At 69.1% G+C, this 24,012-nt stretch carries 21 protein-coding genes; 9 read left to right on the forward strand and 12 right to left on the reverse strand.

The genetic code is table 11. The features are described from left to right. Nucleotides 1-39: 39 nt before the first annotated feature. Genes ABTU82_RS08920 through argG form a run of 4 tightly spaced genes read right to left on the reverse strand, consistent with a single transcriptional unit; the run spans nt 40 to nt 4,703 of the window. Nucleotides 40-1,893 (reverse strand): YhgE/Pip family protein, encoded by a 1,854-nt coding sequence (locus tag ABTU82_RS08920; protein ID WP_407172978.1) that lies wholly within the window; start codon nt 1,891-1,893, stop codon nt 40-42. After that, the gene (locus ABTU82_RS08925) at nt 1,890-2,588 is read right to left on the reverse strand and encodes a P-loop NTPase family protein (protein WP_407172979.1); all 699 of its coding nucleotides are present in this window, start codon (nt 2,586-2,588) and stop codon (nt 1,890-1,892) included. Before ABTU82_RS08925 ends, ABTU82_RS08920 begins: the two co-directional genes overlap by 4 nt. Beyond that, the gene (locus ABTU82_RS08930) at nt 2,585-3,202 is read right to left on the reverse strand and encodes a TetR/AcrR family transcriptional regulator (RefSeq protein ID WP_116647005.1); all 618 of its coding nucleotides are present in this window, start codon (nt 3,200-3,202) and stop codon (nt 2,585-2,587) included. Before ABTU82_RS08930 ends, ABTU82_RS08925 begins: the two co-directional genes overlap by 4 nt. Before the next feature lie 58 nt (nt 3,203-3,260). After that, nucleotides 3,261-4,703 (reverse strand): argininosuccinate synthase, encoded by a 1,443-nt coding sequence (gene argG / locus ABTU82_RS08935; RefSeq protein WP_116647006.1) that lies wholly within the window; start codon nt 4,701-4,703, stop codon nt 3,261-3,263. Between the two features lie 491 nt (nt 4,704-5,194). Between argG and chvE the strand changes: the two genes are divergently transcribed. From chvE to mmsB, 3 genes are all read left to right on the forward strand, one after another. Beyond that, entirely contained in the window at nt 5,195-6,316 is a 1,122-nt protein-coding gene (chvE, locus tag ABTU82_RS08940) for a multiple monosaccharide ABC transporter substrate-binding protein (RefSeq protein ID WP_407172981.1), read from the forward strand. Between the two features lie 70 nt (nt 6,317-6,386). Next, nucleotides 6,387-7,931, forward strand: coding sequence for a multiple monosaccharide ABC transporter ATP-binding protein (mmsA, locus tag ABTU82_RS08945; RefSeq protein WP_116647008.1), 1,545 nt, complete (start codon nt 6,387-6,389; stop codon nt 7,929-7,931). Continuing rightward, the gene (gene mmsB, locus ABTU82_RS08950; RefSeq protein WP_116647009.1) at nt 7,928-9,133 is read left to right on the forward strand and encodes a multiple monosaccharide ABC transporter permease; all 1,206 of its coding nucleotides are present in this window, start codon (nt 7,928-7,930) and stop codon (nt 9,131-9,133) included. Before mmsA ends, mmsB begins: the two co-directional genes overlap by 4 nt. Before the next feature lie 67 nt (nt 9,134-9,200). Here mmsB and ABTU82_RS08955 read toward each other — a convergent pair whose 3' ends face one another. The 7 genes from ABTU82_RS08955 to ABTU82_RS08985 all read right to left on the reverse strand — a co-directional run bounded on the left by ABTU82_RS08955 (nt 9,201) and on the right by ABTU82_RS08985 (nt 16,335). Continuing rightward, a complete protein-coding gene (locus tag ABTU82_RS08955) occupies nt 9,201-9,851 on the reverse strand; it encodes a peptidylprolyl isomerase (RefSeq protein ID WP_407172984.1) in 651 nt (216 codons plus the stop codon). A gap of 784 nt (nt 9,852-10,635) precedes the next feature. Further along, nucleotides 10,636-11,391 (reverse strand): ABC transporter ATP-binding protein, encoded by a 756-nt coding sequence (locus ABTU82_RS08960; RefSeq protein WP_407172985.1) that lies wholly within the window; start codon nt 11,389-11,391, stop codon nt 10,636-10,638. Then, complete coding sequence (locus tag ABTU82_RS08965) at nt 11,388-12,188, reverse strand: ABC transporter ATP-binding protein (protein ID WP_407172987.1); 801 nt, start codon at nt 12,186-12,188, stop codon at nt 11,388-11,390. The genes ABTU82_RS08960 and ABTU82_RS08965 overlap by 4 nt, the downstream gene beginning before the upstream one ends. Next, on the reverse strand, nt 12,185-13,048 hold the full coding sequence (locus ABTU82_RS08970; protein ID WP_407172988.1) for an ABC transporter permease: 864 nt from the start codon (nt 13,046-13,048) through the stop codon (nt 12,185-12,187). The genes ABTU82_RS08965 and ABTU82_RS08970 overlap by 4 nt, the downstream gene beginning before the upstream one ends. Then, complete coding sequence (locus tag ABTU82_RS08975) at nt 13,045-14,007, reverse strand: ABC transporter permease (RefSeq protein ID WP_407172990.1); 963 nt, start codon at nt 14,005-14,007, stop codon at nt 13,045-13,047. The genes ABTU82_RS08970 and ABTU82_RS08975 overlap by 4 nt, the downstream gene beginning before the upstream one ends. A gap of 80 nt (nt 14,008-14,087) precedes the next feature. Then, nucleotides 14,088-15,584 (reverse strand): ABC transporter substrate-binding protein, encoded by a 1,497-nt coding sequence (locus tag ABTU82_RS08980; protein ID WP_407172992.1) that lies wholly within the window; start codon nt 15,582-15,584, stop codon nt 14,088-14,090. Nucleotides 15,585-15,633: 49 nt separating this feature from the next. Next, a complete protein-coding gene (locus ABTU82_RS08985) occupies nt 15,634-16,335 on the reverse strand; it encodes a DUF1684 domain-containing protein (RefSeq protein ID WP_407172993.1) in 702 nt (233 codons plus the stop codon). 194 nt (nt 16,336-16,529) lie between these two features. Between ABTU82_RS08985 and ABTU82_RS08990 the strand changes: the two genes are divergently transcribed. Together ABTU82_RS08990 and ABTU82_RS08995 are read left to right on the forward strand one after the other, a co-directional pair. Next, nucleotides 16,530-17,816: an adenylosuccinate synthase gene (locus ABTU82_RS08990; RefSeq protein WP_116647017.1), complete on the forward strand. Its 1,287-nt coding sequence runs from the start codon at nt 16,530-16,532 to the stop codon at nt 17,814-17,816. After that, complete coding sequence (locus tag ABTU82_RS08995) at nt 17,816-19,021, forward strand: lactonase family protein (RefSeq protein WP_407172995.1); 1,206 nt, start codon at nt 17,816-17,818, stop codon at nt 19,019-19,021. Before ABTU82_RS08990 ends, ABTU82_RS08995 begins: the two co-directional genes overlap by 1 nt. Nucleotides 19,022-19,113: 92 nt before the next feature. On the opposite strand, the gene ABTU82_RS09000 is transcribed toward ABTU82_RS08995, so the two are convergent. After that, nucleotides 19,114-20,259 (reverse strand): AI-2E family transporter, encoded by a 1,146-nt coding sequence (locus ABTU82_RS09000; RefSeq protein WP_407172997.1) that lies wholly within the window; start codon nt 20,257-20,259, stop codon nt 19,114-19,116. A 95-nt stretch (nt 20,260-20,354) separates the two neighbouring features. Here ABTU82_RS09000 and ABTU82_RS09005 point away from each other — a divergent pair, with 95 nt between their 5' ends. The 4 genes from ABTU82_RS09005 (at nt 20,355) to ABTU82_RS09020 (ending at nt 24,007) form a co-directional block, all read left to right on the forward strand. After that, a complete protein-coding gene (locus ABTU82_RS09005) occupies nt 20,355-20,672 on the forward strand; it encodes a chorismate mutase (RefSeq protein WP_407172998.1) in 318 nt (105 codons plus the stop codon). A gap of 377 nt (nt 20,673-21,049) precedes the next feature. Further along, nucleotides 21,050-22,153 carry an ABC transporter substrate-binding protein gene (locus tag ABTU82_RS09010; protein ID WP_407173313.1) on the forward strand — a complete coding sequence of 368 codons (1,104 nt, stop codon included), beginning with the start codon at nt 21,050-21,052 and terminating at the stop codon, nt 22,151-22,153. Between the two features lie 79 nt (nt 22,154-22,232). Continuing rightward, nucleotides 22,233-23,105: a carbohydrate ABC transporter permease gene (locus tag ABTU82_RS09015; RefSeq protein ID WP_407172999.1), complete on the forward strand. Its 873-nt coding sequence runs from the start codon at nt 22,233-22,235 to the stop codon at nt 23,103-23,105. Continuing rightward, a complete protein-coding gene (locus ABTU82_RS09020; RefSeq protein ID WP_116647023.1) occupies nt 23,102-24,007 on the forward strand; it encodes a carbohydrate ABC transporter permease in 906 nt (301 codons plus the stop codon). The genes ABTU82_RS09015 and ABTU82_RS09020 overlap by 4 nt, the downstream gene beginning before the upstream one ends. The last annotated feature ends 5 nt before the right edge of the window (nt 24,008-24,012 follow it).

Raw genomic sequence — 24,012 nt, forward strand, 5'->3', positions numbered from 1 at the left:
GGCACGTCGCCTACCTCCGGCCCGCCGCCTCCCTCCGGTTCAGCCGATCACGCTCGGCTGAAGGTCGCGCAGGGTGCGGAAGCGGGTCATGCGCGCGACGCCGATGGCCGCGACGACGCCGGCGCCGACGAGCCACGTGCCGAGGACGGCGAGGTCGAGCCACACGCGATCGAGGTCTCCGCCGTACATGACCTGCCGCATCGCGTCGACGACGTAGCCCATGGGCAGCACGTGATGCAGCGCCGCGAGAGGCGCGGGCAAGGTCTGCCAGGGGAACGTGCCGCCCGCGGTGACGAGCTGCAGCACCATCAGCACGAGACCGAGGAACTGCCCGACCGACCCGAGCCACACGTTCAGTGCGAGCACGATCGCCGCGTACGTGGCCGTCGCCAGCAGAAGGATGCCGAGGGTGGCCAGCGGATTCGCGAACGAGAACCCGAGCGCGAGGGCGAGGACGCCGAACAGCCCGAGCATCTGCACGCCGCCCAGCAGCGCGGGCGTCAGCCATCCGGCGAGAGTGACCCGCACGGGAGAGTGGAGGGCCGTGACCGCGCGACGCGATACCGGTTTCACGATGAGGAACAGGGCGTAGATGCCGATCCAGGCCGCCAGTGCGGCGAAGAACGGGGCGAGTCCCGCGCCGTAGTTCTGCGCCTGGGTGAGGGCGCTGGTCGAGACCGCCACCGGGTCGGACAGCGTCGACGCCTGGCGCGCCCGGGTCGCATCGTCGGTGTCGGGGATCTGGCTCACGCCGTCGGCGAGTCCGGTCTGCAGCTGCTCGGCGCCGTCGGCGATCTGCGCGATGCCGTCGTCGAGACTGCTCGCGCCGTCGCTCAGCTGCGCGGCGCCGTCCGCGGCGGAAGCGGCGCCGTCGGCGAGTCCGGCGGAACCCGAGGCGACCTGCTGCGCTCCCGCCGACACCTGCTGCGCACCGGCGGAGAGCTGATCGATCTGGGCGACCGCGGTCTGCACGCGCGTGTTGGCCTCGCTCAGGCGCTGCCCCACGGGGTCGAGGGCGGCGAGCACCTCCGCGACGCGGGCGGGGTCGACGCCGGCGTCGGCGAGCCTCTGCGCGATGTCGGCGCGGGCGGTCGGCAGGAGCGAAGCGGCGTCGGCGGATGCTGCGGCGACGCGATCGGCGACGGTGGCGGCCTGTTGCGTGCCGTCGGCGACCTGCTGGGCACCCGAGCTCACCTGGGCGGCGCCGTCGCGGAGCGCCGTGGCACCGTCGCGCAGCTGCGCCGTGCCGGAGGCGAGAGCCCCGGCGCCGGCGGCGAGCCGCGTGGATCCGTCGCGCGCGGTGCCGAGGCCGTCGACGAGCTGCTGGGCTCCCGACGCCGCATCCGTCAGCTTCACGCGGATCGTGGAGAGCGCGTTCAGCAGCGTGAGGCCGCCCTGGTCGACGACCTTCTGCGCGACGGTCGACTGGATGCGGGCGACGGCCTGCGTGCCGATCGTCGAGGCGAGGTAGTTGTTCGCGTCGTTCGTCCGCAGCACGATGTCGGCCTGACGGGGCGCGTCGGTCGAGATCGAGGCGATCGACGCCGAGAAGTCGGCGGGTACCTCGACGATGAAGTCGAAGTCGCCGTTCTCGAGCCCGGCCGTTGCGGCGTCGGACGACACCTGATGCCATTCGAAGGTGTCGCCGCCGAGCAGCTCGTCGGCCACCTCGTCGCCGAAGTTGCGCTGCTGGCCGTTCACGGCCGCGCCGGTGTCGTCGACGACGAGGGCGACGGGCACCCGGGAGAGGCTGCCGTACGGGTCTTGGTTCGCCCACAGGTAGAGGCCGCCGTAGAGGATCGGCACGAGCAGCAGCGCGACGAGGGCGATCAGCGACATGCGCGATGAGGTGAGCCGCCGCAGCTCGGCGGCGATCATCTGCGGGACCTTCATCGTTCGTCCTCCGTGGGTGCGGATGCTTCGGTGTCGGGCGCGTCGGCGCTGGTGTCGGGGACGGGGTTCACGGCCGCGGGGTCGCCGCTCGGGGTGGACGCGTCGTCCTCGACCGTGAGCACCGACATCGACGCGCGGCCGGCGATCGCGAGCACCGCGTAGCCGCGCTCGGCGAACTCCGTCGCGACACGCCACCAGTTCTGCGGTTCGCCGCCGTGGCGGTCGGGGGAGGTGAGCACGATGCCCTCCACGCCCTTCCTGAGCGCGGCCAGCTCGAGCAGGATGCGAATGCGCGCCGCCGGCTCGATGTTGCCGATGGGGGTCGCGGCCAGCTCGCCGAGGCCGAGATCGTCGAGCCAGCGTCGGGCGGCGAACGGGTTCGGGGAGGTCCCGGCGAACATCAGCTCCTCGGCGACGACGCCGGCCACGGTCACCGCGGGTGCGGGCTCGGACACCTCGAGCGCATCGACGAGCGCGACCCGGCGGCGGATACCCGCCGCATCCTTGCGTCCGTCGAGCAGCACCTCGCCCGTATCCGCACGCATGCGGCCGGACGCCAGCAGCCCCAGCACGGTGGGGCGCTGCTCGGTCTCGGCGACCGCCAGGGTCACCCGTCCGGTCTCGAACGTCAGCGACGTCTCGGGGAGGGCACGCTCGGCGCGCCCCTTGCTCACACCGCGCAGCTCGATCCTCATTCGCTCGTCTCCTCGGACTCGTCAGCCAGCAGCTCGATGCTCTCGCGCCACGAGAGCCCGGCGATGCCCAGCACCGCTTTGACCGCGAGCTCGCCCCCGTCAGTCGCATCCACGTGCAGGTGCGAGACCACGGCGCGCCCGGTGCCCTCGATGAGGTCGGTCAGCACAGCGGCGGGGATGTCGGTGCGCAGCGACCCGTCGGCCCGGCCTCGCGCGACGATCTCCGCGATCTTCGCCCGCAGGGGCGCGAGGGCCGCGGCGGTGTGGGCGACGTGGGTCTCGTCGAGGGCGATCGCGGCAGCGGCGCGTACGTGCGATGCCTCGTGCCACAGAGCGGCGGCGAGGAGTGCGAGCGCCCGACGCGGGTCGGGGTCGTCGATGCGGGCGGCGATCGCGTTGAAACGGGCGGCTCCGGTGACGATCACTTCGGTGACGAGGGCGTCGCGGTCGTCGAAGTGTCCGTAGAGGGCGCGGCGAGACAGGCCCGCCGACCGCGCGATCGCGTCGAGCGAGGCGTGGGGGTCGCGGGCGATCTCGACGGCGGCGGCCGACACGATGCCCGCCCGGTTGGCCTGGGCGTCGCGGCGCGGCCGACGCGCAGCAGGAGAAGTCATGCCGCTATTGTGGCACGAAACTGCACACATGTGTGCAGTTTAAATCTCCGCCCTCGGGTCAGTCGGTACCGGAGTCGAACGCCGCGGCTTCGCCCGCAGCATCCGTCGCCTCGGCGAGGCGTTGGTCAGCGGCATCGGGGCGCTTCGCGGGTTCGGTGACACCGTCTGCGCCGCCGGCCGTGACGCGACCGACGAGTTCGCCGGTGGGGCCGCCGAGGAGGCCCAACCCGGCGTACTGCTCGAGACGCGTGCGCGAGTCGGCGATGTCGAGGTTGCGCATCGTCAGCTGTCCGATGCGGTCGGTGGGGCCGAAGGCGGCGTCGCCGACGCGCTCCATCGAGAGCTTCTCGGGTCCGTACGACATGGTCGGCGCGGTCGTGTCGAGGATCGTGTAGTCCTCTCCGCGACGCAGACGCAGCGTGACCTCGCCCGTGATGGTCGAACCGACCCACTTCTGGATCGACTCGCGCAGCATGAGCGACTGGGGCTCGAGCCACCGGCCCTCGTACATGAGGCGGCCGAGCCTGCGGCCCTGCTCGTGGTAGGTGGCGAGGGTGTCTTCGTTCAGGATGCTGTTGACCAGCCGCTCGTAGGCGATGAACAGCAGTGCCATCCCCGGCGCCTCGTAGATGCCGCGCGATTTCGCCTCGATGATGCGGTTCTCGATCTGGTCGCTCATGCCCAGTCCGTGGCGACCGCCGATGCGGTTGGCCTCGAACACGAGGGCGACCGGGTCGGTGTACTCGATGCCGTTGAGGGCCACCGGGCGCCCCCGGTCGAAGGTCACCGTGACGTCTTCGGTCGCGATCTCGACGGACGGATCCCAGAAGCGCACGCCCATGATGGGCTCGACGGTCTCGAGCGAGACGTCGAGGTGCTCGAGGGTCTTCGCCTCGTGCGTCGCGCCCCAGATGTTCGCGTCGGTGGAGTAGGCCTTCTCGACGCTGTCGCGGTAGGGGAAGCCGTGCTCGACGAGCCACTCGCTCATCTCTTTACGGCCGCCGAGCTCGGTGACGAAGTCGGCGTCGAGCCACGGTTTGTAGATGCGCAGGGCGGGGTTGGCGAGCAGGCCGTAGCGGTAGAACCGCTCGATGTCGTTGCCCTTGTAGGTCGAGCCGTCGCCCCAGATGTCGACGCCGTCTTCCTTCATGGCGCGCACGAGAAGTGTGCCGGTGACGGCGCGACCGAGCGGCGTGGTGTTGAAGTACGTGCGTCCGCCGGAGCGGATGTGGAATGCGCCGCACGACAGGGCGGCGAAGCCCTCCTCGACGAGCGCCGACTTGGCGTCGACCAGGCGCGCGACCTCGGCGCCGTACTCGAGCGCGCGACCGGGGATCGATGCGATGTCGTCTTCGTCGGGCTGGCCGAGGTCGCCCGTGTAGGTGCAGGGCACCGCGCCCTTGTCGCGCATCCACGCGACGGCGACGGAGGTGTCGAGTCCTCCCGAGAAAGCGATGCCGACGCGCTCGCCGACGGGCAGGGACTGAAGGACCTTGGACATACTCTCGATTCTACTGAGCGCCGGTCTCCCGCCTTGCGCGCGTGTCTGGCCGGAATGTGGCGCATTCCTGCGACTGCGCACACCGGTTCGTACTGTCAGTTCGCAAAACCTGTCGCGGTCGCCGCATTGCGCGCCCCGCGATCTGAGGGGCGAGCGGATGCTGCGTTGGGTGCCCGTGCGGCGGTGGCGCAGCATCCGTTCCCGGCTCCGAACGGGAGCGCTCCCGGCCGCCAGCCGCCCGGGCCGCGGCCGATACCAAGTTGTGACCAGAACGGAGGGAGAAAATGCGTGACGAGCCCTCCACGCCGCCGGTATGTTGACCCACGCAACGTATGTCCTGCAATCGGGATCGGCGGTGCGCCACAAGCAGCAACCCGGAAGCCAGCGTCGTCTGCGGAACCAGATACCGGCGTCTCCCATTCCCCTCGATGGACTCGAGAGGGATGAGCGATGCGGGTCGACGCCGACTCGTATTCCTCGGAAGGATTCTCATGTTCAAAGGCAGAACACTCATCACCCTGGTCGTCACGGGCGGCCTCCTCGCTTCCCTCGCCGCGTGCGCACCGGCCGGAACCTCGGGAGGCACGGGCGGTGACGCCGGCGGAACGGACTGCAACGTGGGCATCGCGATGCCGACCCGCAGCCTGGAGCGCTGGATCAACGACGGTGAAGGGTTGAAGACGAAGCTCGAGGGCGACGGCTGCACCGTCGATCTCCAGTACGCCGACAACAAGACCGATCAGCAGATCAGCCAGATCCAGAACCAGGTCGCCGGCGGCGCGAAGATCCTCGTGGTGGCCGCGATCGACGGCGAGACGCTCGGACCGGTGCTCGAAGATGCCGCGGGACAGGGCGTGACGGTCATCGCTTACGACCGCCTGATCAACGGCACCGAGGCCGTCGACTACTACGCGACGTTCGACAACTACAAGGTGGGCACCCTGCAGGGCGAGTTCATCGAGGAGCAGCTCGGTCTCGCCGACGGCGCCGGCCCCTTCAACCTCGAGCCCTTCGCCGGAAGCCCCGACGACAACAACGCCGGCTTCTTCTTCCAGGGCGCGTGGGACGTTCTCCAGCCCTACGTCGAGAGTGGCCAGCTGGTCATCCCCTCGGGCAAGCTGTCGGCGACCAACGACGACTGGAAGTCGATCGGCATCCTCGGCTGGGGCTCCGATGACGCCCAGGCCGAGATGGACAACCGTCTGCAGTCGTTCTACACCGGCGGCCAGAAGGTTCAGGTCGTGCTCTCGCCCAACGACAGCCTCGCCCTCGGTATCGAGCAGTCGCTGCTGTCGGCCGGGTACACCCCGGGTTCGGACTGGCCGATCATCACGGGCCAGGATGCGGACAAGGCGAACGTCCAGGCGATCCTCAACGACCAGCAGTCGATGACGGTCTGGAAGGACACCCGCGAGCTCGGAGACCAGGTGCAGGCCATGGTGAAGTCGATCGTCGCTGGCGAGACGCCGGAGACGAACGATGACACGACCTACGACAACGGCGTGAAGGTGGTTCCGGCTTACCTGCTCGACCCGCAGGTCGTCGTCAAGGACGACGTGCAGTCGGTCCTGATCGACTCGGGCTTCCTGAAGGCGTCCGACGTCGGACTCTGATCACCCCACCCCGATCGGCGTCGGCCAGCCCGCCGGCGCCGATCGGGGTCCCGTCGAGCAAAGGGACAGAATGAACAACGCCATTCTCACGATGCAGGGCATCGTGAAGGACTTCAGCGGCGTCAAGGCACTCAACGGCGTCGACCTCGAGGTCAGGCGCGGCGAAGTGCACGCCGTGTGCGGCGAGAACGGCGCGGGGAAGTCGACCCTGATGAAGGTGCTCAGCGGCGTGTACCCGCACGGGTCGTTCGACGGCACGATCACCTTCGAAGGCAAAGAGGTGGCGTACCGGTCGATCAACGACAGCGAGCGCGACGGCATCGTCATCATCCACCAGGAGCTCGCCCTCAGCCCCTACCTGTCGATCGCCGAGAACATCTTCCTCGGCAACGAGAACGCGCGCGGCGGGGTGATCGACTGGAACCAGACCAACGCCGAGGCCGCGAAGCTCATCGCCCGCGTCGGGCTGCAGGAGAGCCCGGCGACCAAGGTGCTCGAGCTCGGCGTGGGCAAGCAGCAGCTCGTCGAGATCGCGAAAGCCCTGTCGAAGCGGGTGAAGCTCCTCATCCTCGACGAACCGACCGCGGCGCTGAACGACGACGACTCGGCCCATCTTCTCGACCTCATCAAGCACCTGCGCGGGCAGGGCATCACCTCGATCATCATCTCGCACAAGCTCAAGGAGATCCGGGCGATCGCCGACACCGTCACGGTAATCCGCGACGGCTCGACCATCGAGGCGTTCCCCGTCGAAGACTCCGACGCCATCGAGACCCGCATCATCCGCGACATGGTCGGCCGGTCGCTCGACAGCCAGTTCCCCCACCGCGATCCGCAGATCGGCGAGGAGAAGTTCCGGGTGGAGCACTGGAACGCCTACCACCCGGTCGACCCCACCCGGAAGGTCGTCGACGACGTGTCGTTCTCGGTGCGTGCCGGCGAGATCGTCGGATTCGCCGGGCTCATGGGAGCGGGGCGCACCGAGCTCGCGATGAGCATCTTCGGTCGTTCCTACGGCACCGACATCTCGGGAAAGGTGTTCAAAGACGGCGTCGAGATCTCGACGAAGACCGTTGACGAGGCCATCCGCCACGGCATCGCCTACGCGACGGAGGACCGCAAACGCTACGGACTCAACCTCATCGGCAGCATCACGGTCAACGTGTCGGCGGCGGCCCTGGGCAAGCTCGCCCGGCTCGGCGTCATCGACCGAAACCGCGAGTACGCCGTGGCCGAGGACTACCGCAAGCAGATGAACATCAAGACGCCGTCGGTGTCGACCCTCACGGGCTTCCTCTCCGGCGGCAACCAGCAGAAGGTCGTGCTCAGCAAGTGGATCTACTCGGGTCCCGACGTGCTGATCCTCGACGAGCCCACTCGAGGCATCGACGTGGGGGCCAAGTTCGAGATCTACGGGATCATCAACGAGCTTGCCGCGCAGGGTAAGGCCGTCATCGTGATCTCGTCCGAGCTGCCCGAACTGATCGGTCTCGCCGACCGCATCTACACGATCGCCGAGGGCCGCCTCACCGGCGAGATCGCCCGTGCCGACGCAACGCAAGAAGAACTGATGCGGCATATGACCGCAGGCAGACCCGAAGGAGTAAAGCCGTGACCGTCACCGCGCCCGAGCAAGCCACCCCGACCGGTCCGATCGGGCCCGGCAAGCCGCGTCGACGGCTGCGCATCGATATGCGGCAGTACGGGATCCTCGCCGCGCTCGCGATCATCATCCTCCTGTTCCAGGTGCTCACCGGAGGACGACTGCTCTACCCCGGCAACGTCAGCAACCTCATTCAGCAGAACGCGTACGTGCTGATCCTCGCGATCGGCATGGTGATCGTCATCATCGCGGGCCACATCGACCTCTCCGTCGGCTCGATCGTCGCCGTCGTCGGTGCGGTCGCGGCGCTGTCCATGCAGTCGTGGGGGTTGCCCTGGTGGGCCGCCGTCGTGGTCGCCCTCATTACCGGTGCGGTGATCGGGGCGTGGCAGGGGTTCTGGGTCGCTTTCGTCGGCATACCCGCGTTTATCGTGACTCTGGCCGGCATGCTCGTCTTCCGCGGTCTCGCGCTCGTGCTTCTCACCGGCGGCACGATCAGCGGTCTGCCGGCGGAGTTCAACGCCATCGGCTCGGGCACACTGCCGACCACGGGAACCCCCGACCTCATCACCTTCGCGATCGCGGCGCTCGCGGCCGTCGCGCTGGTGGTCCAGCAGGTGCGCACCCGGGCGACGCTGCGGCGGCTCGGACTGCCCCGCGAGCGCGCCGTGTCGGCCTGGATCAAGGTGGGCATCGCCGTTGCCGCGATCATGTACGTCGCCTACCTGCTGGCTTACAACCGGGGCACGCCGATCATCCTCATCATCCTCGCGGCGCTCATCCTCATTTACTCGTTCGTGCTCAGCCGCACGGTGTTCGGCCGTCACGTGTACGCGATGGGCGGCAACCTCTTCGCCGCTCAGATGTCGGGCGTCAAGACGAAGTGGGTCACCTTCTTCATCTTCGTCAACATGGGGTTCCTCGCCGGACTCGCCGGCGTGGTCAGCACCGCGCGAGCCGGAAGCGCGGTCGCCTCGGCCGGTACCAGCTTCGAGCTCGACGCCATCGCCGCCGTCTTCATCGGTGGTGCTGCGGTGCAGGGCGGTGTCGGCACGGTCGTCGGCGCGGTCATCGGTGGTCTGGTCATGGGTGTGCTCAACCAGGGCCTGTCGATCCTGTCGGTGGATGCCGCGTGGCAGCAGGTCATCAAGGGACTCGTGCTGCTGCTCGCCGTCGCGTTCGACGTGCTCAGCAAGCGGCGCTCGGGGCGCTGACCCCGCAGGGAACGACGAAGGGGACGGCCTGCGGGCCGTCCCCTTCGTCGTTCCCGCAGGTCGAGGATCAGTCGACCGTGACGTCCGTGATCACGACCGGCGTCACGGGGGCGCCGTCGCCGGAGCCGCCGTCGGAACCGGCGGCGGCGACCTCACGCACGACCGCGAGCCCCGCAGCATCCATCTGTCCGAACACGGTGTACGACGGGGGGAGCTGGGAGTCCTCGTACACGAGGAAGAACTGCGAGCCGTTGGTGTCGGGGCCGGCATTGGCCATCGCGACGGTGCCGGCGGGGTAGGTCTCGCTGCCGTCGAGCTCGTCGTCGAAGCTGTAGCCGGGGCCGCCCATGCCGGTGGCGGAGGGGTCGCCGCACTGCAGTACGTAGATGCCCGACGCCGCGGTGGTCAGACGGTGGCACTCGGTGTCGTCGAAGTAGCCCTGCTGGGCGAGCGAGACGAAGCTGTTGACGGTGCACGGCGTGCGCTCGGCGTCGAAGGTCATCGGAATCGCGCCGGCCGACGTCTCGAGGGTCACGTTCTGCGCGGCGACGGGTTCGGTCGGAGGAGCGGTGACGTCGGCAGCGGCCTGGCCGCCCGCGACGTAGGAGCACGCGCCGTCGGCGGTCGGCTCCGCAGCAGGTGTCGCGGGGCTCGCGCACCCCGCCAGGACCAACAGCGAAAGGGCGGCAAGAGAGACGGTGGCGAAGCGGGTGCGCATGCTCCCAGATTAGAGCGGCCGCCGCCTCGTCCGCCGCCGCGCCGCGTTGCCGCCGCCGTCCCGTCGCGAACTTCGCCCGTACTCAGGCTGAGGTGGGGCGCATCCTGCGGGTGGCCCCGGAAATGTGCGCCTCCGCGGGGGCGCTCGACCAACCATCCTGAGTTCGGGCGGGAGGGGCGAGACCGGAGAGCCGGTGCGACCTCCCGAAGCGACGCGGGGCCCGTCCCGCACCCGTTCCGCCCGCCTCGCCGTCCCGCCCGTCCCGCCCGTCCCGCCCACCTCGCCGTCCCGCCGTCCCGCCCGTGCGTCCTTGCCCTTCTCGTCGGCGTCCCCGCCCGTACTCAGGCTGAGGTGGGGCGCATAGTGCGGCTGCCCCCGGGAATGCGCGCCTCCGCGGGGATCGCTCGACCAACCATCCTGAGTACGGGCGGGAGGGGGCCGAGACTGGAGAGTCGGCGCGACCTCCTGAAGCGACGCGGGGCCCGTCCCGCCCGTCCCGCCCGCCTCGCCATCCCGTCCAGCCCGTGCGTTCTCGCCCTTCTCGCCCGGGTCCTTGCCCGTACTCAGGCTGAGGTGGGGCGCATCCTGCGGGTGGCCCCGGAAATGTGCGCCTCCGCGGGGGCGCTCGACCAACCATCCTGAGTTCGGGCAGGAGGGGGCGGGTACGGACAGGAGGGGGCGGGTTCGGGCAGGAGGGGCTGGTTCGGGCGGAAAGGGGCGGGTTCGGCAGGAGGGGCGAGGGCCGAGAGTCGGCGCGACCTCCGGGGTCGCGACGTGCCGTCGGTCAGCGCGGCAGGCGCGGCACCGCGGCGACGAGCTGACGGGCGTACGCCGTCGTGGGGGAGGAGAGGATGCTGCGCGTCGCGCCCGCCTCGACGATCCGGCCGTGCTGCAGCACCACGGTGCGCTCGCAGACCGAGGCCACGGCGCTGAGGTCGTGCGAGACCATCACCAGCGTGAGGCCGTTCTCGCGGCGGAGGCGGGCGAGTAGGTCGATCACCTGAACACGGGTCGTGACGTCGAGCGCGCTGACCGGTTCGTCGGCGAGCAGCACGCGCGGGCGCGAGACGAGCGCCCGCGCGATCGCGATGCGCTGACGCTGGCCTCCGGAGAACTCGTGCGGGTACCGGGTGAGGGTATCGGCGTCGAGGCCGACGGCGGAGATCGCCTCTTCGACACGGGATGCGGCGTCGACGCCGCGGGCGAGGCCGAGGGAGCGCAGCGGCTCGCCGACGATCCGGTCGACGCGCTGTCGCGGATCGAGCGACGAGTACGGGTCTTGGAATACGGGTTGCACGCTGGCGCGGAATCGCCGCATCAGAGCCCGGTCGCGGAGGTCGAGGGGCGCCCCGTCGAAGAGCACCGAGCCGTCGCGCGGGGCGGACAGGCCCAGCATGAGGCGCAGGATCGTCGACTTGCCCGCACCCGATTCGCCGACGAGCCCCACCGACTCCCCCTCGGCGACGCTGAGTGAGACGTCGTCGAGCACGGTGCGCGACCCGTACGAGAATCCGGCCTCGCGCAGTTCGATGACGCTCATTCGGCACCTCCGACGTCGGGGTCGAGGGCGGCGTCGAGCGCACGGGCGCTGGCGACGAGGGCGCGGGTGTACGGATGCTGCGGATCGCGCAGCACGCGGTCGACCGGCCCCTCCTCGACGGCGACGCCGCGCTGCAGCACGACGATGCGCTCGACCATCCGAGCGACGACGGCGAGGTCGTGGCTGACGAAGAGCAGCGCCATGCCCCGCTCGGCGATGAGCCTTTCGAGGAGGGTCAGCACGGCGTCCTGCACCGTGACGTCGAGCGCGGTGGTCGGCTCGTCGGCGATGAGCAGCTGGGGGCGAGCGGCGAGGGCGATCGCGATCGCGACGCGCTGACGCTGACCGCCCGAGAGCTCGTGCGGGTAGGCGCGCGCGATGCGCGGGTCGGTCAGGGCGACTTCCGCCAGCGCGGTCGAGACGGCCTCCCCGAGCGCACCTCCGCGCAGGTCGAGGTGGCGTCGCAGCGGCTCGGCGATCTGCTTCCCGACGCGCATGAGCGGATCCAGCGCCGTCAGTGGCTCCTGGAAGACGACCTGCGCAACCGGACCACGGAGTGCGCGCAGCCGCGCGTCGGGGGTGCCGACGATCTCGTGCCCGTCGAGGCGCACCGAGCCGGTGACGCGCAGCGCGGAGGGGAGGAGCCCGACCGCGGCGAGCGAGGTCAGCGACTTTCCCGACCCCGATTCGCCGATCAGCCCCACGCGGTCTCCGGCGTCGAGGGTGAAAGAGACGTCGTCTACGAGGGGCGCAGCATCCGCCATCACCGTCAGGCCCGTCACGTCGAGGAGGCTCATCGCGCCCTCCGTCTCGTCGGATCGGCGACGTCGCGCAGGCCGTCGGCGAGGAAGTTAACGCCCAGCACCAGGGCGACGATCGCGAGGCCGGGCGCGATCGCGCCCACGGGGGCGTTCAGCACGGTGCCCTGGGCCTCCTGCAGCATCCGTCCCCACGAGGCGTTGGGCGGTGGGGCGCCGAGGCCGAGGTACGACAGGCTCGCCTCCGCCAGCACGGCGACGCCGAACTGCAGGGCGAGGCTCACCGCCAGGGTGGGGGCGATGTTGGGCAGCACGTGGTGCCACACGATCCCGAGCAGACGGGTGCCGCTCGTGCGGGCGGCCGTGACGTACTGCTCCTGCAGCACACGCCGGGCGAGGATGCGGGTCAGTCGGGCGACGACGGCCGACATCGCCAGCCCGATCGCGAGGGTCGCCGACCACAGCGACGCGCCCTGCACGGCGACGACGAGCATCGCCAGCAGCAGCACGGGGAACGCGATCACGACGTCGAGGGCCGAGGAGAGCGTGTCGTCGAGCCAGGGGCGCGAGAACGCCGTCACCAGCCCGACGAGCGTTCCGAGCACGCCGGCGAGGAGCACCGCACCGGCACCGACCAGCAGTGCGATGCGGGCGCCGACCATCAGCTGCGACAGGAGGTCGCGGCCGAGGCGGTCGGTGCCGAGGAGGTGCGCCGCGCTCGGTCCGTCGAGCCGCCCCCCGCTGATGTCGTCGAGCGGGTAGGGCAGCCAGAACAGCGACACCAGCGCGACGACGACGACCAGGGCGGTGAGCACGATCCCGACCACGAGGGTGATCGAGCGCCGCCGGGATGCTGCGGGCGCAGCATCCGCGATGTTCTGCTCGACGACGGCGCTCATCGGTTGCCCGAGACGCTCGTGCGCAAGCGCGGATCGATGAGGCGCTGCGCGATGTCGGCGGCGAACCCGACGAGCAGCACGAACAGGGTGCTCACCACGAGCACGCCCTGGATGTTCGCGTAGTCATGCTGCTGGATTCCGGTGAGCAGCAGGCTGCCGAGGCCGGGGAGCGTGAAGACGCTCTCGACCACGACAGCGCCGAGGAGCGTGGTCGACAGCTCCACGCCGAGTACCGCGACGACGGGTACGGCGCCGTTGCGCAGACCGTGGCGCAGCAGCGCCTCGGTCATCCCGGCGCCGCCCGCGCGGGCAGTGCGCAGGTAGTCGCTGCCGAGCACGTCGAGCGTCGCCGAGCGCACGTAGCGGCTGAGCGAGGCGCTCATCACGATCGCGATCGCGATGACGGGGAGCGTGAGGGCGCGAAGCGCGGCGGCCGGGTCTTCCCAGTCGCTGCGCGGGAAACCTCCCGAGGGGAGGAGTCCGAGCTGCAGAGCGAAGATCCACACGAGGATCACACCGACCCAGAACACGGGCACGGCGACGCCGAGCTGAGAGAAGCCGCTCAGCACGACCCCGTACCAGCGGTCGGCCTTCACCGCGGCGGTGATGCCGATGACGAGCGACAGGACGAGCGCGAGCCCGAAGGCGAGCAGCGTCAAGGGCAGCGTGATCGCCAGGCGCGAGGCGATCTCGGGTCCGACGGGCCGCGAGCTGATGTACGACTCCCCGAGGTCGAAGCGCACGAGCTGCCCCGCCCAGGTGGCGAACTGCGTCAGCAACGGCTGATCCGAGCCCACCTGCGCGCGAGCCGCGGCGATCTGCTCGGGCGTCGCGTCGATCGACAGCAGCGCGTTGGCCGGATCGCCCGGCAGGAGGCGCAGCAGCACGAAGATCACGACGAGGGCGACCACCAGCGACACCAGGAGGAACCCGGAGCGGCGGAGCACGTAGGTGAGCATCGGATCTCAACAGGGAACGGGCGGGGGGATGCTGCGAGCCCGAGCGGACCGCAGCATCCCCCGACGGATGAACGAGACGATCAGGACTTGACGATGTCGTAGGCGAAGAACTGCGAGTTCAGGCCGTTGACGGGGTATCCGCTGAGGTCGCTTCCGGCGACCACGATCTGCGGGTACAGGTACAGCCACACGCTAGCCGCATCCTCGGCGATCTGCTCGTTGACCTTCTTCAGCAGCTCGGTCTGCTCGTCGGTGGTCTGGGCCTGCTCGGCCTCGGACACCCACTGCTGAACCTCGGCGTTGTCGTAGCCCCAGTAGAAGTCGGGGTTGCCGTACCAGACGACGTCGCGGTCGTTCACGTGCTCCTGGAGCGTGGCGGTGAAGTCGCGCTCCTTGAAGACCTTCGAGTACCACTCGTCGGCGCTGATCGTGTTGATCTCGACCGTGATCCCGACCGCGGCCAACTGCGACTGCAGGAACTCGGCGACGGCCGGGTGCGGGTCGTAGCTCGGGGTGTCGAGCGTGAACGTGAACCCGTCGGCGTAGCCGGCTTCGGTCAGCAGCTGCGTCGAGAGGTCGGGGTCGTAGGGGTTCACCTGGGTGAGATCGACGTACCAGGGGTCGGTCGGGGGCACCATCGAGCCGATGAGGGTGCCGTAGTCGCCCCAGATCGAGGTGAGGAGCTTCTGGGTGTCGATCGCGGAGTAGACGGCCTTGCGCACCAGCGCGTTGTCGAAGGGGGCGACGCGGTCGTTGAACGCGAGCAGTTCCTTCGTGGTCGACGTGCCCTCGCTCACGACGTAGTCGGCGTTGCCCTCGAACTGGGTGAGCGAATCGGGGCTCTGCACGCTGGTGATGAGGTCGATCTCGCCGGTCAGCAGCGCGTTGTTCTCGGCGGTGGCGTCGGTGAAGTACGTGAAGACGACCTCGGCGTTCTTCGCCGGCTCGCCCCAGTACTCGTCCCAGCGCGTGAGGGTGAGGGTGCTGCCCTGGCGCCACTCATCGAGCGTGTACGGGCCGGTGCCGTCCTCGTCCTGCGTCAGGTCGCCGGCCTCGGCGTTGACGATCCAGACGTAGCTGAGGTTGTAGAGGAACGAGATCGAGCGCTGCGAGAGCGTGAAGACCACGGTCTGGTCGTCGGGGGTCGCGATGTCGGCGATGGTGGCGAAGCTCGACTTGCGAGCCGACTGCGAGTCGTCGGCGGTGACCGCCTCGACGCTCGCCTTCACGTCGGCCGACGTGAGCGCCTTGCCGGAGTGGAAGGTGACGCCCTCGCGCAGGGTGATCGTGTAGGTGAGGCCGTCGTCGCTGACCTCTTCGCCCTCGGCGAGGAGGGGTTCGACCTGGCCGTCGTCCGTGAGCTTGTAGAGGCCCTCGTACACGTTGCCGTTGAACGCCTCGGTGACGCCCTGGCCGCCGCCCTGGGTGTTGCTGAGGTTCTGCGGTTCGTACAGCGAGCCGATCGCGATGGTCGCGTCGTCGGAGCTCTCGGCACTCGTGCCGCCGCCGGTAGAGCAGCCGGCGAGGACGAGCGCTGCGGCGAGGGTCGCCGACACGGCGATGAGGGGTCTTCTCATGGGGGTGACTCCAGGGTGCGGTGGGAGGGTGCTGTGGTTCGGGTGCGGCTCAGGCCGCGTAGATGTCGAAGCCGTCGCGGAAGACGACGGTCTTCTCCCCGGCGCGGACCGGAACGGGGAACCGGTTCGAGGCGGGAGGCAGGGGGCAGTTGTACTGGGCCGAGAAACCGCACGGCGGCACGAACGCGCGGTTGAAGTCGAGGATCACGCGCTGCGGGTCGTCGGCGTGGTGCTCCACGAAGAGGAACCGGCCGGCGCCGTACGTCTCGTCGCCGTTCGTCGCATCGCCGAAGACGAGCAGGAGCTTCCCGCCGTCGTCGAAGGCGGCGAGCGTGTAGTCGCGCCCGTCGAGGGTCAGCGCGATGTCACCGGGGACGACGAGGTCTCGGGTGCCGCCGTTGTCGCGGATGTGCTCGAAGGGCACAGTGCGGCCTTCCGCCACCGGGGTGAAGGTGCCCTCGAGCACCCACGTCGGGTCGTAGGGGTAGGCGTCGATGCGGTCGAACGCGCGGATCGCGGGGGCGTCGGCGTCCCAGAACCGCAGGCCGTGCTCGACCGCGCCGCTGCCGTCGATCGCGGTGCGCTGAATCGGAGTGACCTCGACGGTCGCGGATGCTGCGGCGCGGGCCGCGTCGATGTCGGGGAGCTCGCCGGTCCACCGCGTCTCGACGAGCGAGAGGTTTCCGGTCGGCGAGGCGACGGCGCGCTCTCGGGCGGCGTGCCAGCGGGCGTGGTCGTCGGATGCGGGCATGATTCGAACATTCTCGATCGGGGGGAGACGACGGACCAATCGACCGTCACGAAGAGCAATGCGCGCCGACCGCGATGTATTCCCCCGCATGCAGGGGGCGGGCGTCGCGCCGCCCCCGGGCGAGGGGGCGGCGGCGTTCGACGCCCCCCTCGGTAGAATGGGACGGATCTGTGCCATCGACGCGAGGAGCGCCCATGCCTGGAATCGTCATCGTCGGAGTCCAGTGGGGCGACGAAGGCAAGGGGAAGGCGACCGACCTCCTCGGCGAACGCACCGACTGGGTCGTGAAGTTCAACGGCGGCAACAACGCCGGGCACACCGTCGTCATCGGCGACGAGAAGTACGCCCTGCACCTGCTGCCCTCGGGCATCCTCTCGCCCGGGGTCATCCCGGTCATCGGCAACGGCGTCGTGGTCGACCTCGAGGTGCTCTTCTACGAGCTCGAGGCCCTCAACGCCCGAGGCCTCGACACGTCGCGCCTGCGCGTCAGCGCCAACGCCCACGTCATCACCCAGTACCACCGCACGCTCGACAAGGTCACCGAGCGCTTCCTCGGCAAGCGTCAGATCGGAACGACCGGCCGCGGCATCGGTCCGGCCTACGCCGACAAGATCAACCGCGTCGGCATCCGCGTGCAGGACCTCTTCGACGAGAACATCCTGCGGCAGAAGGTCGAGGGCGCCCTCGACGGCAAGAACCACCTCCTGGTGAAGGTCTTCAACCGGCGCGCGATCGCCGTCGACGAGATCGTCGAAGACCTGCTCTCGTACGCCGAGCGGCTGCGGCCTATGGTCGCCGACACCTCGCTTCTGCTGAACGAGGCGCTCGACGCCGGCGAGGTCGTGGTCTTCGAGGGCGGCCAGGCGACCATGCTCGACGTCGACCACGGCACCTACCCCTTCGTCACGTCGTCGTCGGCCACCGCCGGCGGCGCGGCGACCGGTGCCGGCGTCGGACCCAACCGCCTCGATCGCATCGTCGGCATCGTGAAGGCCTACACGACCCGCGTCGGGTCGGGCCCGTTCCCGACCGAGCTCTTCGACGAGCAGGGCGAATGGCTGCGCTCGCGCGGCTTCGAGTTCGGCACCACCACCGGGCGTCCTCGCCGGGTGGGCTGGTACGACGCTCCGATCACGCGGTACGCGACGCGCATCAACGGCATCACCGACCTGGTGCTCACGAAGCTCGACATCCTGTCGGGTCTCGAGCAGATCCCCGTGTGCGTCGCCTACGACGTCGACGGGGTGCGCTTCGACGAGGTGCCGGTGAGCCAGACCGACTTCCACCACGCGAAGCCGATCCTCGAGTACTTCCCGGGCTGGAAGAGCGACATCTCGGGTGCCCGCACCTTCGACGACCTCCCGCGGGAGGCCCAGGACTACGTGCTCGCGCTGGAGGGCATGAGCGGCACGCGCATCTCGGTCATCGGAGTCGGCGCCGCCCGCGACGCCGTGATCGTGCGCACGCCTCTGGTCGACTGATGCGCCTCTGGGTCGGCGGGTACTCCGCGAGCGGCAAGGGCGAGGCCGAAGGCATCGGGCTGCTGCAGGCGGGCGAGGCCGACTCACCCTGGGCCTCCGGCCCGCTCGGGCTGGGGCCGACGGCCGTCGTCGCGCCCGGCTCACCCTCGTGGATCGCCCGTCACCCCTCGCTCGACGTGCTCTACGCCGCCCTCGAAGGCGACGGCACGGTGCAGGCGTACCGCCTCACCGGCGAGACGACTCTCGCGCGCCACGGGCGTCCCGTCGAGGCGGGCTCGGCGGTGTGCCACGTCGGCGTCTCACCCGACGGTGCTTTCCTCCTCGCGAGCTGCTGGAACGACGGGCGCGTCGTGCGGATGGCGCTGGATGCGGAGGGGCGGCCCTCGTCGCCCTGGATCGCCCCCGCCGCGAGCGATCCGTTCGGCCCCGACGCCGCCTCGGCGGTCGCCTCCTCGCCGGTGAGCGACCTCGCTGCCGCGACCCGAGCCCTGCGGGAGGCCGCGGGTGCGGAGTTCGCGCACCTCGTTCCGGATCACGACGAGCCGGATGCGGCGGAGCCTCCGACGGCGCGCGACGGCGCAGCATCCGACGACCCCTCCGAGCCGCGCCCCTCCCGGGCTCACCAGAGCGTCTTCCTCGGCGGAGGCCTTGTGGCCACCACCGACATGGGGCTCGACCTCGTGCGCTTCTGGCGGGCGACGACGGGCGGGCTTCGGCTGGTGCAGGAGGTCGTGCTCCCCCGGGGGAGCGGCCCCCGGCACACCGTCTGGCACCCGAGCGGGCATCTGTACGTGCTCACCGAGCTCAGTTGCGAGGTGTTCGCCCTGCGCGCGGGCGTCGACGGGGTGTGGCGCATCGTCTCCGGTGTCTCGCTGTCGCCCGACGTGCAGCTCGGGTCGGACACCGCCGCCGAGATCACCCCGAGCCATGACCGCGAGATGCTCTACGCGGGGGTACGCGGAAGCGACGCGCTCGGCGTCGTGCGCATCACCGGAGACGGCAGCGGTCTCGTGCCGCTCGCCTTCGTGGAGGCGGGCACGCACTGGCCGCGCAACCACGTCGTGGTGCGCGACACCCTCCTCGTCGCCGGCCAGCGGGCGAGCGAGGTCGTCTCGCTCCTCATCGACGAGCGCACCGGCATTCCCGGACGGGTCCGTCACCGCACTGCGGCTCCGACCCCGACCTGCCTGCTGCCGACGCGCTGACCGAACGTCGGAGATCCACGCCGAGGTCGGAGAATCGGCCTCGCACGCTCCGACGACGGTGACGTTCTCCGGCGGCGGTGCGTGCGCGACGGCTACTTCTTCGCGTCCTGGCGCGGCACGACGACCTGCTTCACGATCAGCAGGATCGACGCGGTGACCGGGATCGCGACGAGGGCTCCGAGGAGCCCGAGCAGTGTTCCGCCGACCAGCGCTCCGATGACGACGAGCGCTCCGGGCACCGAGATGGTGCGGTTCATCACGCGCGGTGTGAGCACATATGCCTCGAGCTGCATGTACACGAGGTAGATGCCGGCGAAGATGAGCGCGTCGATCGGATCCACGAACAGGACGAGTACGGTTCCGATCGCCCAGAAGAGAACCGAACCGACGAGCGGGATCAGCGTGATGCAGAACGCGACCACGGCCATCAGCGCGGGGAACGGGAAGCCGAGGAAGAGGAGGAGGAAGAACGCGACGACCGCGTTGCAGAACGCCAGCACCACCATGCCCATGAGGTACCCGCCGACGGAATCGGTGATCTGCTCCGTCATATCGGCGACGCCCGCGCGGTTGCGAGCCGGCACGAGGCGGACGAACGCGGTCTTCATGTTCGGCAGCGATGCGAGGAAGTAGAGGCTGAGGACGATCACGATGATGACGCCGGAGATGCCGGTACCGATCGTGATGCCCACCTGGAGCACGCCGCCGCCGATCGCGGCGATATTGCCGGGATCGGTGAGGAACTTCTGCACGTCGGCGACGATGTCGGTCACGCTGTCGCCGAAGTTCGCCTGGAGCCACTGGTAGACGTCGCTGCGCATGAAGTCGCTGACGAGCCCGGGGGCGTCGGTGACGAACTGGGTGACCTGGCGGACCACGGTGGGGATGATCAGCAGCAGGATGCCGATGAGCACCCCCGCGAAGGCGATCGACACCACGACGATCGACCACGCGCGCGACAGCCCGCGACGCCCGAGGAACCGCACCAGGGGGTCGAGCCCGAGAGCGGCGAACAGCGCGAAGGCGACGTAGATGATGACCGTCGAGAGGTTCGAGATGGCGATCCCGAGCAGCACCGCGGCGAGTCCGCCGAGGGTGATGAAGAATCCGACGCCGAAGGGGCTGGCCAGATTCGCCCAGATCGGCTTGTTCGGAGAGCGGCCCTCGGAGTGCACGCCGTCGGCGCCGGGCGAGGTCGGATCCGCGTCTGAGGCGGACTTCTTAGGGGTGACGCGCATGGGTCACACTCTAGGGCTGCGGCGGCGCGACCACAGGGAACGCGGCACTGCGGTGTGCGCCCGGCCAACCGGTATCGTCAAAGCCGGAGGAAGCCATGACCGAACCCACATCGACCGAGTCCGACCCCGCCGTGGTTCTCGCGGGGCTCCGGGGGAGCATCGACAACATCGACGCGGCTCTGATCTTCCTGCTCGCCGAGCGCTTCCGCTGCACCAAGCAGGTGGGGGTCCTCAAGGCCAAGCACGACATGCCGGCGTCGGATCCGACACGCGAGGAGCAGCAGATCGCGCGCCTCAAGAGGCTCGCCGAAGACGCCGACCTCGATCCCGCCTTCGCTGAGAAGTGGTTCAACTTCGTCGTCGCCGAGGTGATCCGCCACCACCGCAACGAGGCGGCCGCCCAGCAGTCCTGAACCCCGTCACCGAGCCCGGCCCGGACGAGTGGTCGGGGGGTGCCGGTGCGCCCCGCGAGGCGCTTTGTGCTCGCCGCGGTGAGCTTATACGTATTCATGTTACAGCCGGGTGTCGAAAGATTTCGCGTGAATTAGGCTTCCCTAAGCAGTATGCATACGTATACGGTGTGGCCATGTCATCCACCAAGAAGCGCGCATTCGCCCTCATCGTTGCGGCGGCCGTGGGTGCACTCGCTCTAGCAGGATGCGGCGCCGGCAGCCGCACCGGCAACGCGAATGCCACCGAGGTCACTTGCGATTACACAGCCCCCGATTCGGCGACCACCGTCAACGTGCTCGCCTACAACTCCTCCGCCATCGACCCGTTCACCGACACCATGGTGTCGAGTTGCTCCAAGGACGATGTCACCGTCAAGCACGACCCCATCGACTTCGGTGGACAGGTCACCAAGACGACCGCCACCCTGGCGGGTGACACCGGCACCTACGACATCATCGAAACCTACGGATTCGTCATCCCCGGCCTCGCCACCGACGAGAAGCTCGTACCCCTGAACGACCTGTACGACAAGTACGCCGCCGACTACGGTCTCGACAAGATCAGCGAGTCGATGCGCACCGGAATGTCGTTCGACGGCGAGCTCTACGCCCTGCCGATGCAGGCGCAGATGTTCGTCATGGCGTACCGCACCGACATCTTCGAGGAGCTCGGCATCGACGTGCCGACCACGTTCGACGAGATGATCGCGGCTGCCGAGAAGATCAAGGCCGCGGGCAAGATGGACTACCCCATCGCACTGCCGTGGCTCGCCACCTCCGACGTGTCCACCAGTTTCCAGGCGGCGATGAACTCGCTGGGCGCCGACTTCGTCAACGACGCCGGCGATGTCACGCTCGACACCCCCGAGGCGCAGCAGGCGCTCGAGGGAATGCTGGCGCTCAAGCCGTACATGGACCCGCAGGTCACCACCTTCGACCAGCCCAAGGTGCAGCAGCAGATGTACAACGGCACCGCGGCGATGTCGATCATGTTCTCCGGACGCATGAGCGACCTCACCCTCGACACGAACAGCAACCTCGCCGATTCGTTCGCCTTCGCGGGACCGCCGAAGCTCACCAGCTCCGCCGAATACGCGTACAACCGTCTCTCCATCGACGGGTGGTCGATCCCCTTCAACACCGAGCTCGACCACGACATGCTGTTCGTCATGATGGCCTCGGCCGTCAGCGAGGAGGCATCGACAGCATCCGTCCCCGCGGCCTACCCGGCGCGCGAGGGTATGGTCACCGCCGAGAACTCGCCCTACGGCGAGGCTGCCAACGAGTCGATCGCGGCCGCGATGCCGCCCGTCGTCTCGCCGGTGCTCGCCGACCTGACGAACGAGATCCGTCCGATCCTCGTCCAGATCCTGGCGGGCAACGTGTCGGTCGACGAGGGTATGGCGCAGATGCAGGCCGCGGGCGAAGCCTTCGTCGGCTGATCGACGTCCACCCACAACCACCGACGAGTGCGGCCCGGATCCTGGTCCGGGCCGCACTCCGGCGAAGGGAGTAACGCCCATGAAAGCGCGCGAGTTCTGGCTGCTTTTCGCTCCGAGTTTCCTCATCATGACGGGGCTGCTGGTCATCCCGCTGGTGCGGACGATCCAGTGGAGCTTCGAGAGCGTCCGCTACGGCACCCCCGGCACCTTCGTGGGTCTCGCCAATTTCGCCGACGCCCTGACCGACGTGCGGTTCGGGAAGGCGGCGCTGTTCACGGTCGTCGTCACCGTCATCACGACGGCCATCCTGCTGGTTCTGGGATACATCATCGCGACCGGCATCAACCGGCTCACCACCTCTCGGCCGCTGGTGCTCGGCATCATGCTGGTGTCGTACGTGCTGCCGAACCTCGTCGGCGCCGTCGCCTACTCGTGGCTGTTCGACGACAACTTCGGAGGCGTGGCCAATCGCTTCATCGGTCTCCTGGGCGGCAGCCAGGTGCTGTGGTTCACCGATCAGGTGCCGAACGCGATCCTCGTGATCTCGAACACCGTGTGGCACATGCTGCCCTTCGCGATGCTGATCATCCTGGCGGGCCTGCAGGGCGTGCCGGCCGAGCTCAAAGAGGCAGCGAGAATCGATGGGGCGAACGGTCTGCAGACCCACCTGCACGTCATCATCCCGACGATCAGGGGCGTGGTCGGGTTCGTCACGCTGATCTCGATCATGGACGTGCTGCGCATGTTCGACAACCTGATCCCGTTGTCGCCACAGGCCGCGGCGATCGGCAACGAGTCGATCATGCTCTACGTCTACTCCGTGGCCTTCGCCGACGGAGCGCAGAACCTCGGACTCGGCAGTGCCATCAACGTCCTCACGATCGGGCTGATCCTGGTCATGCTCATTCCCTTCATCCGCGGCATCTTCAAGGAAGCGAGGGTCGCACGATGACGCTCACCAGTGACGGACTCTCCACCCGTGCCATCACCACCGGAGATATCGAAGGCAAGGGGCCCCGCCGGCGCCGCGGTCGCTGGGGGCGTCCGCCCATCGTCACCGGGCTCCTGCTCGCCATCCTCTGCGTGGTGATGCTCAGCCCCTTCATCTGGATGACCCTCTCGGTCACGAAACCCACCAACGTGGCTTTCGCCAATCCGCCGGTGGTGTGGGGGTACGAGCCGACGGTTCAGGCCTTCGTCGACCTGTGGCAGACGACGTACTTCGCCGACTACCTCGTGAACACCGTCGTGGTGGCCGTGGTCTCGACCGTCGTCGCGCTCATCATCGGCATCCCCGCGGCGTATGCGCTGTCGCGGTTCCCGAGCTACGTCTCCGCCCTTCTCCTCGTGCTCGCCCTCATCTTCCGAGCGCTCCCACGGTTCGCCGTGGTGCTGCCGATGTACGACATCAGCCGCGCACTCGGGATCTACGACACGACGTTCGCCCTGGCGATCGCACTCGTGGCGATCAATCAACCGTTCACGATCTGGCTGTTGCGCAACTTCTTCGCCGAGATCCCACGCGAACTGGACGAGGCCGCGATGATCGACGGATGCAGCAGGATCGGGATGCTGCGTCGCGTGATGATTCCGCTGATGGGCCCGGGAATCCTCACGGCCGGGATCTTCGTCTTCCTGTTCGCGTTCCAGGAGTACCTCACGGCGCTCGTTCTGACGGACTCGTCGTCGAAGACGGTGCCGGTCTTCATCGCCACGCAGCTGGGCCAGACGCTGCCGATGCTCCAACAGGCGGGAGCGGCCTCCATCCTCCTGACCATTCCGGTGGTGGTGATCGCATTCATCGCGCAGAAGTACCTCGTCGCCGGGCTCAGCGACGGCGCGGTGAAGGGCTGAGCGGG

This window comes from Microbacterium deferens (genome assembly GCF_045517775.1).
Taxonomy (GTDB): Bacteria; Actinomycetota; Actinomycetes; order Actinomycetales; family Microbacteriaceae; genus Microbacterium.

Coding starts and splice junctions, on each gene's coding strand:
- ABTU82_RS08920 (WP_407172978.1), bottom strand. CDS start 1,893: ATGAAGGTCCCGCAGATGATCGCCGCCGAGCTGCGGCGGCTCACCTCA.
- ABTU82_RS08925 (WP_407172979.1), bottom strand. CDS start 2,588: ATGAGGATCGAGCTGCGCGGTGTGAGCAAGGGGCGCGCCGAGCGTGCC.
- ABTU82_RS08930 (WP_116647005.1), bottom strand. CDS start 3,202: ATGACTTCTCCTGCTGCGCGTCGGCCGCGCCGCGACGCCCAGGCCAAC.
- argG (WP_116647006.1), bottom strand. CDS start 4,703: ATGTCCAAGGTCCTTCAGTCCCTGCCCGTCGGCGAGCGCGTCGGCATC.
- chvE (WP_407172981.1), top strand. CDS start 5,195: ATGTTCAAAGGCAGAACACTCATCACCCTGGTCGTCACGGGCGGCCTC.
- mmsA (WP_116647008.1), top strand. CDS start 6,387: ATGAACAACGCCATTCTCACGATGCAGGGCATCGTGAAGGACTTCAGC.
- ABTU82_RS08955 (WP_407172984.1), bottom strand. CDS start 9,851: ATGCGCACCCGCTTCGCCACCGTCTCTCTTGCCGCCCTTTCGCTGTTG.
- ABTU82_RS08960 (WP_407172985.1), bottom strand. CDS start 11,391: ATGAGCGTCATCGAACTGCGCGAGGCCGGATTCTCGTACGGGTCGCGC.
- ABTU82_RS08965 (WP_407172987.1), bottom strand. CDS start 12,188: ATGAGCCTCCTCGACGTGACGGGCCTGACGGTGATGGCGGATGCTGCG.
- ABTU82_RS08970 (WP_407172988.1), bottom strand. CDS start 13,048: ATGAGCGCCGTCGTCGAGCAGAACATCGCGGATGCTGCGCCCGCAGCA.
- ABTU82_RS08975 (WP_407172990.1), bottom strand. CDS start 14,007: ATGCTCACCTACGTGCTCCGCCGCTCCGGGTTCCTCCTGGTGTCGCTG.
- ABTU82_RS08980 (WP_407172992.1), bottom strand. CDS start 15,584: ATGAGAAGACCCCTCATCGCCGTGTCGGCGACCCTCGCCGCAGCGCTC.
- ABTU82_RS08985 (WP_407172993.1), bottom strand. CDS start 16,335: ATGCCCGCATCCGACGACCACGCCCGCTGGCACGCCGCCCGAGAGCGC.
- ABTU82_RS08990 (WP_116647017.1), top strand. CDS start 16,530: ATGCCTGGAATCGTCATCGTCGGAGTCCAGTGGGGCGACGAAGGCAAG.
- ABTU82_RS08995 (WP_407172995.1), top strand. CDS start 17,816: ATGCGCCTCTGGGTCGGCGGGTACTCCGCGAGCGGCAAGGGCGAGGCC.
- ABTU82_RS09000 (WP_407172997.1), bottom strand. CDS start 20,259: ATGCGCGTCACCCCTAAGAAGTCCGCCTCAGACGCGGATCCGACCTCG.
- ABTU82_RS09005 (WP_407172998.1), top strand. CDS start 20,355: ATGACCGAACCCACATCGACCGAGTCCGACCCCGCCGTGGTTCTCGCG.
- ABTU82_RS09010 (WP_407173313.1), top strand. CDS start 21,050: ATGGTGTCGAGTTGCTCCAAGGACGATGTCACCGTCAAGCACGACCCC.
- ABTU82_RS09015 (WP_407172999.1), top strand. CDS start 22,233: ATGAAAGCGCGCGAGTTCTGGCTGCTTTTCGCTCCGAGTTTCCTCATC.
- ABTU82_RS09020 (WP_116647023.1), top strand. CDS start 23,102: ATGACGCTCACCAGTGACGGACTCTCCACCCGTGCCATCACCACCGGA.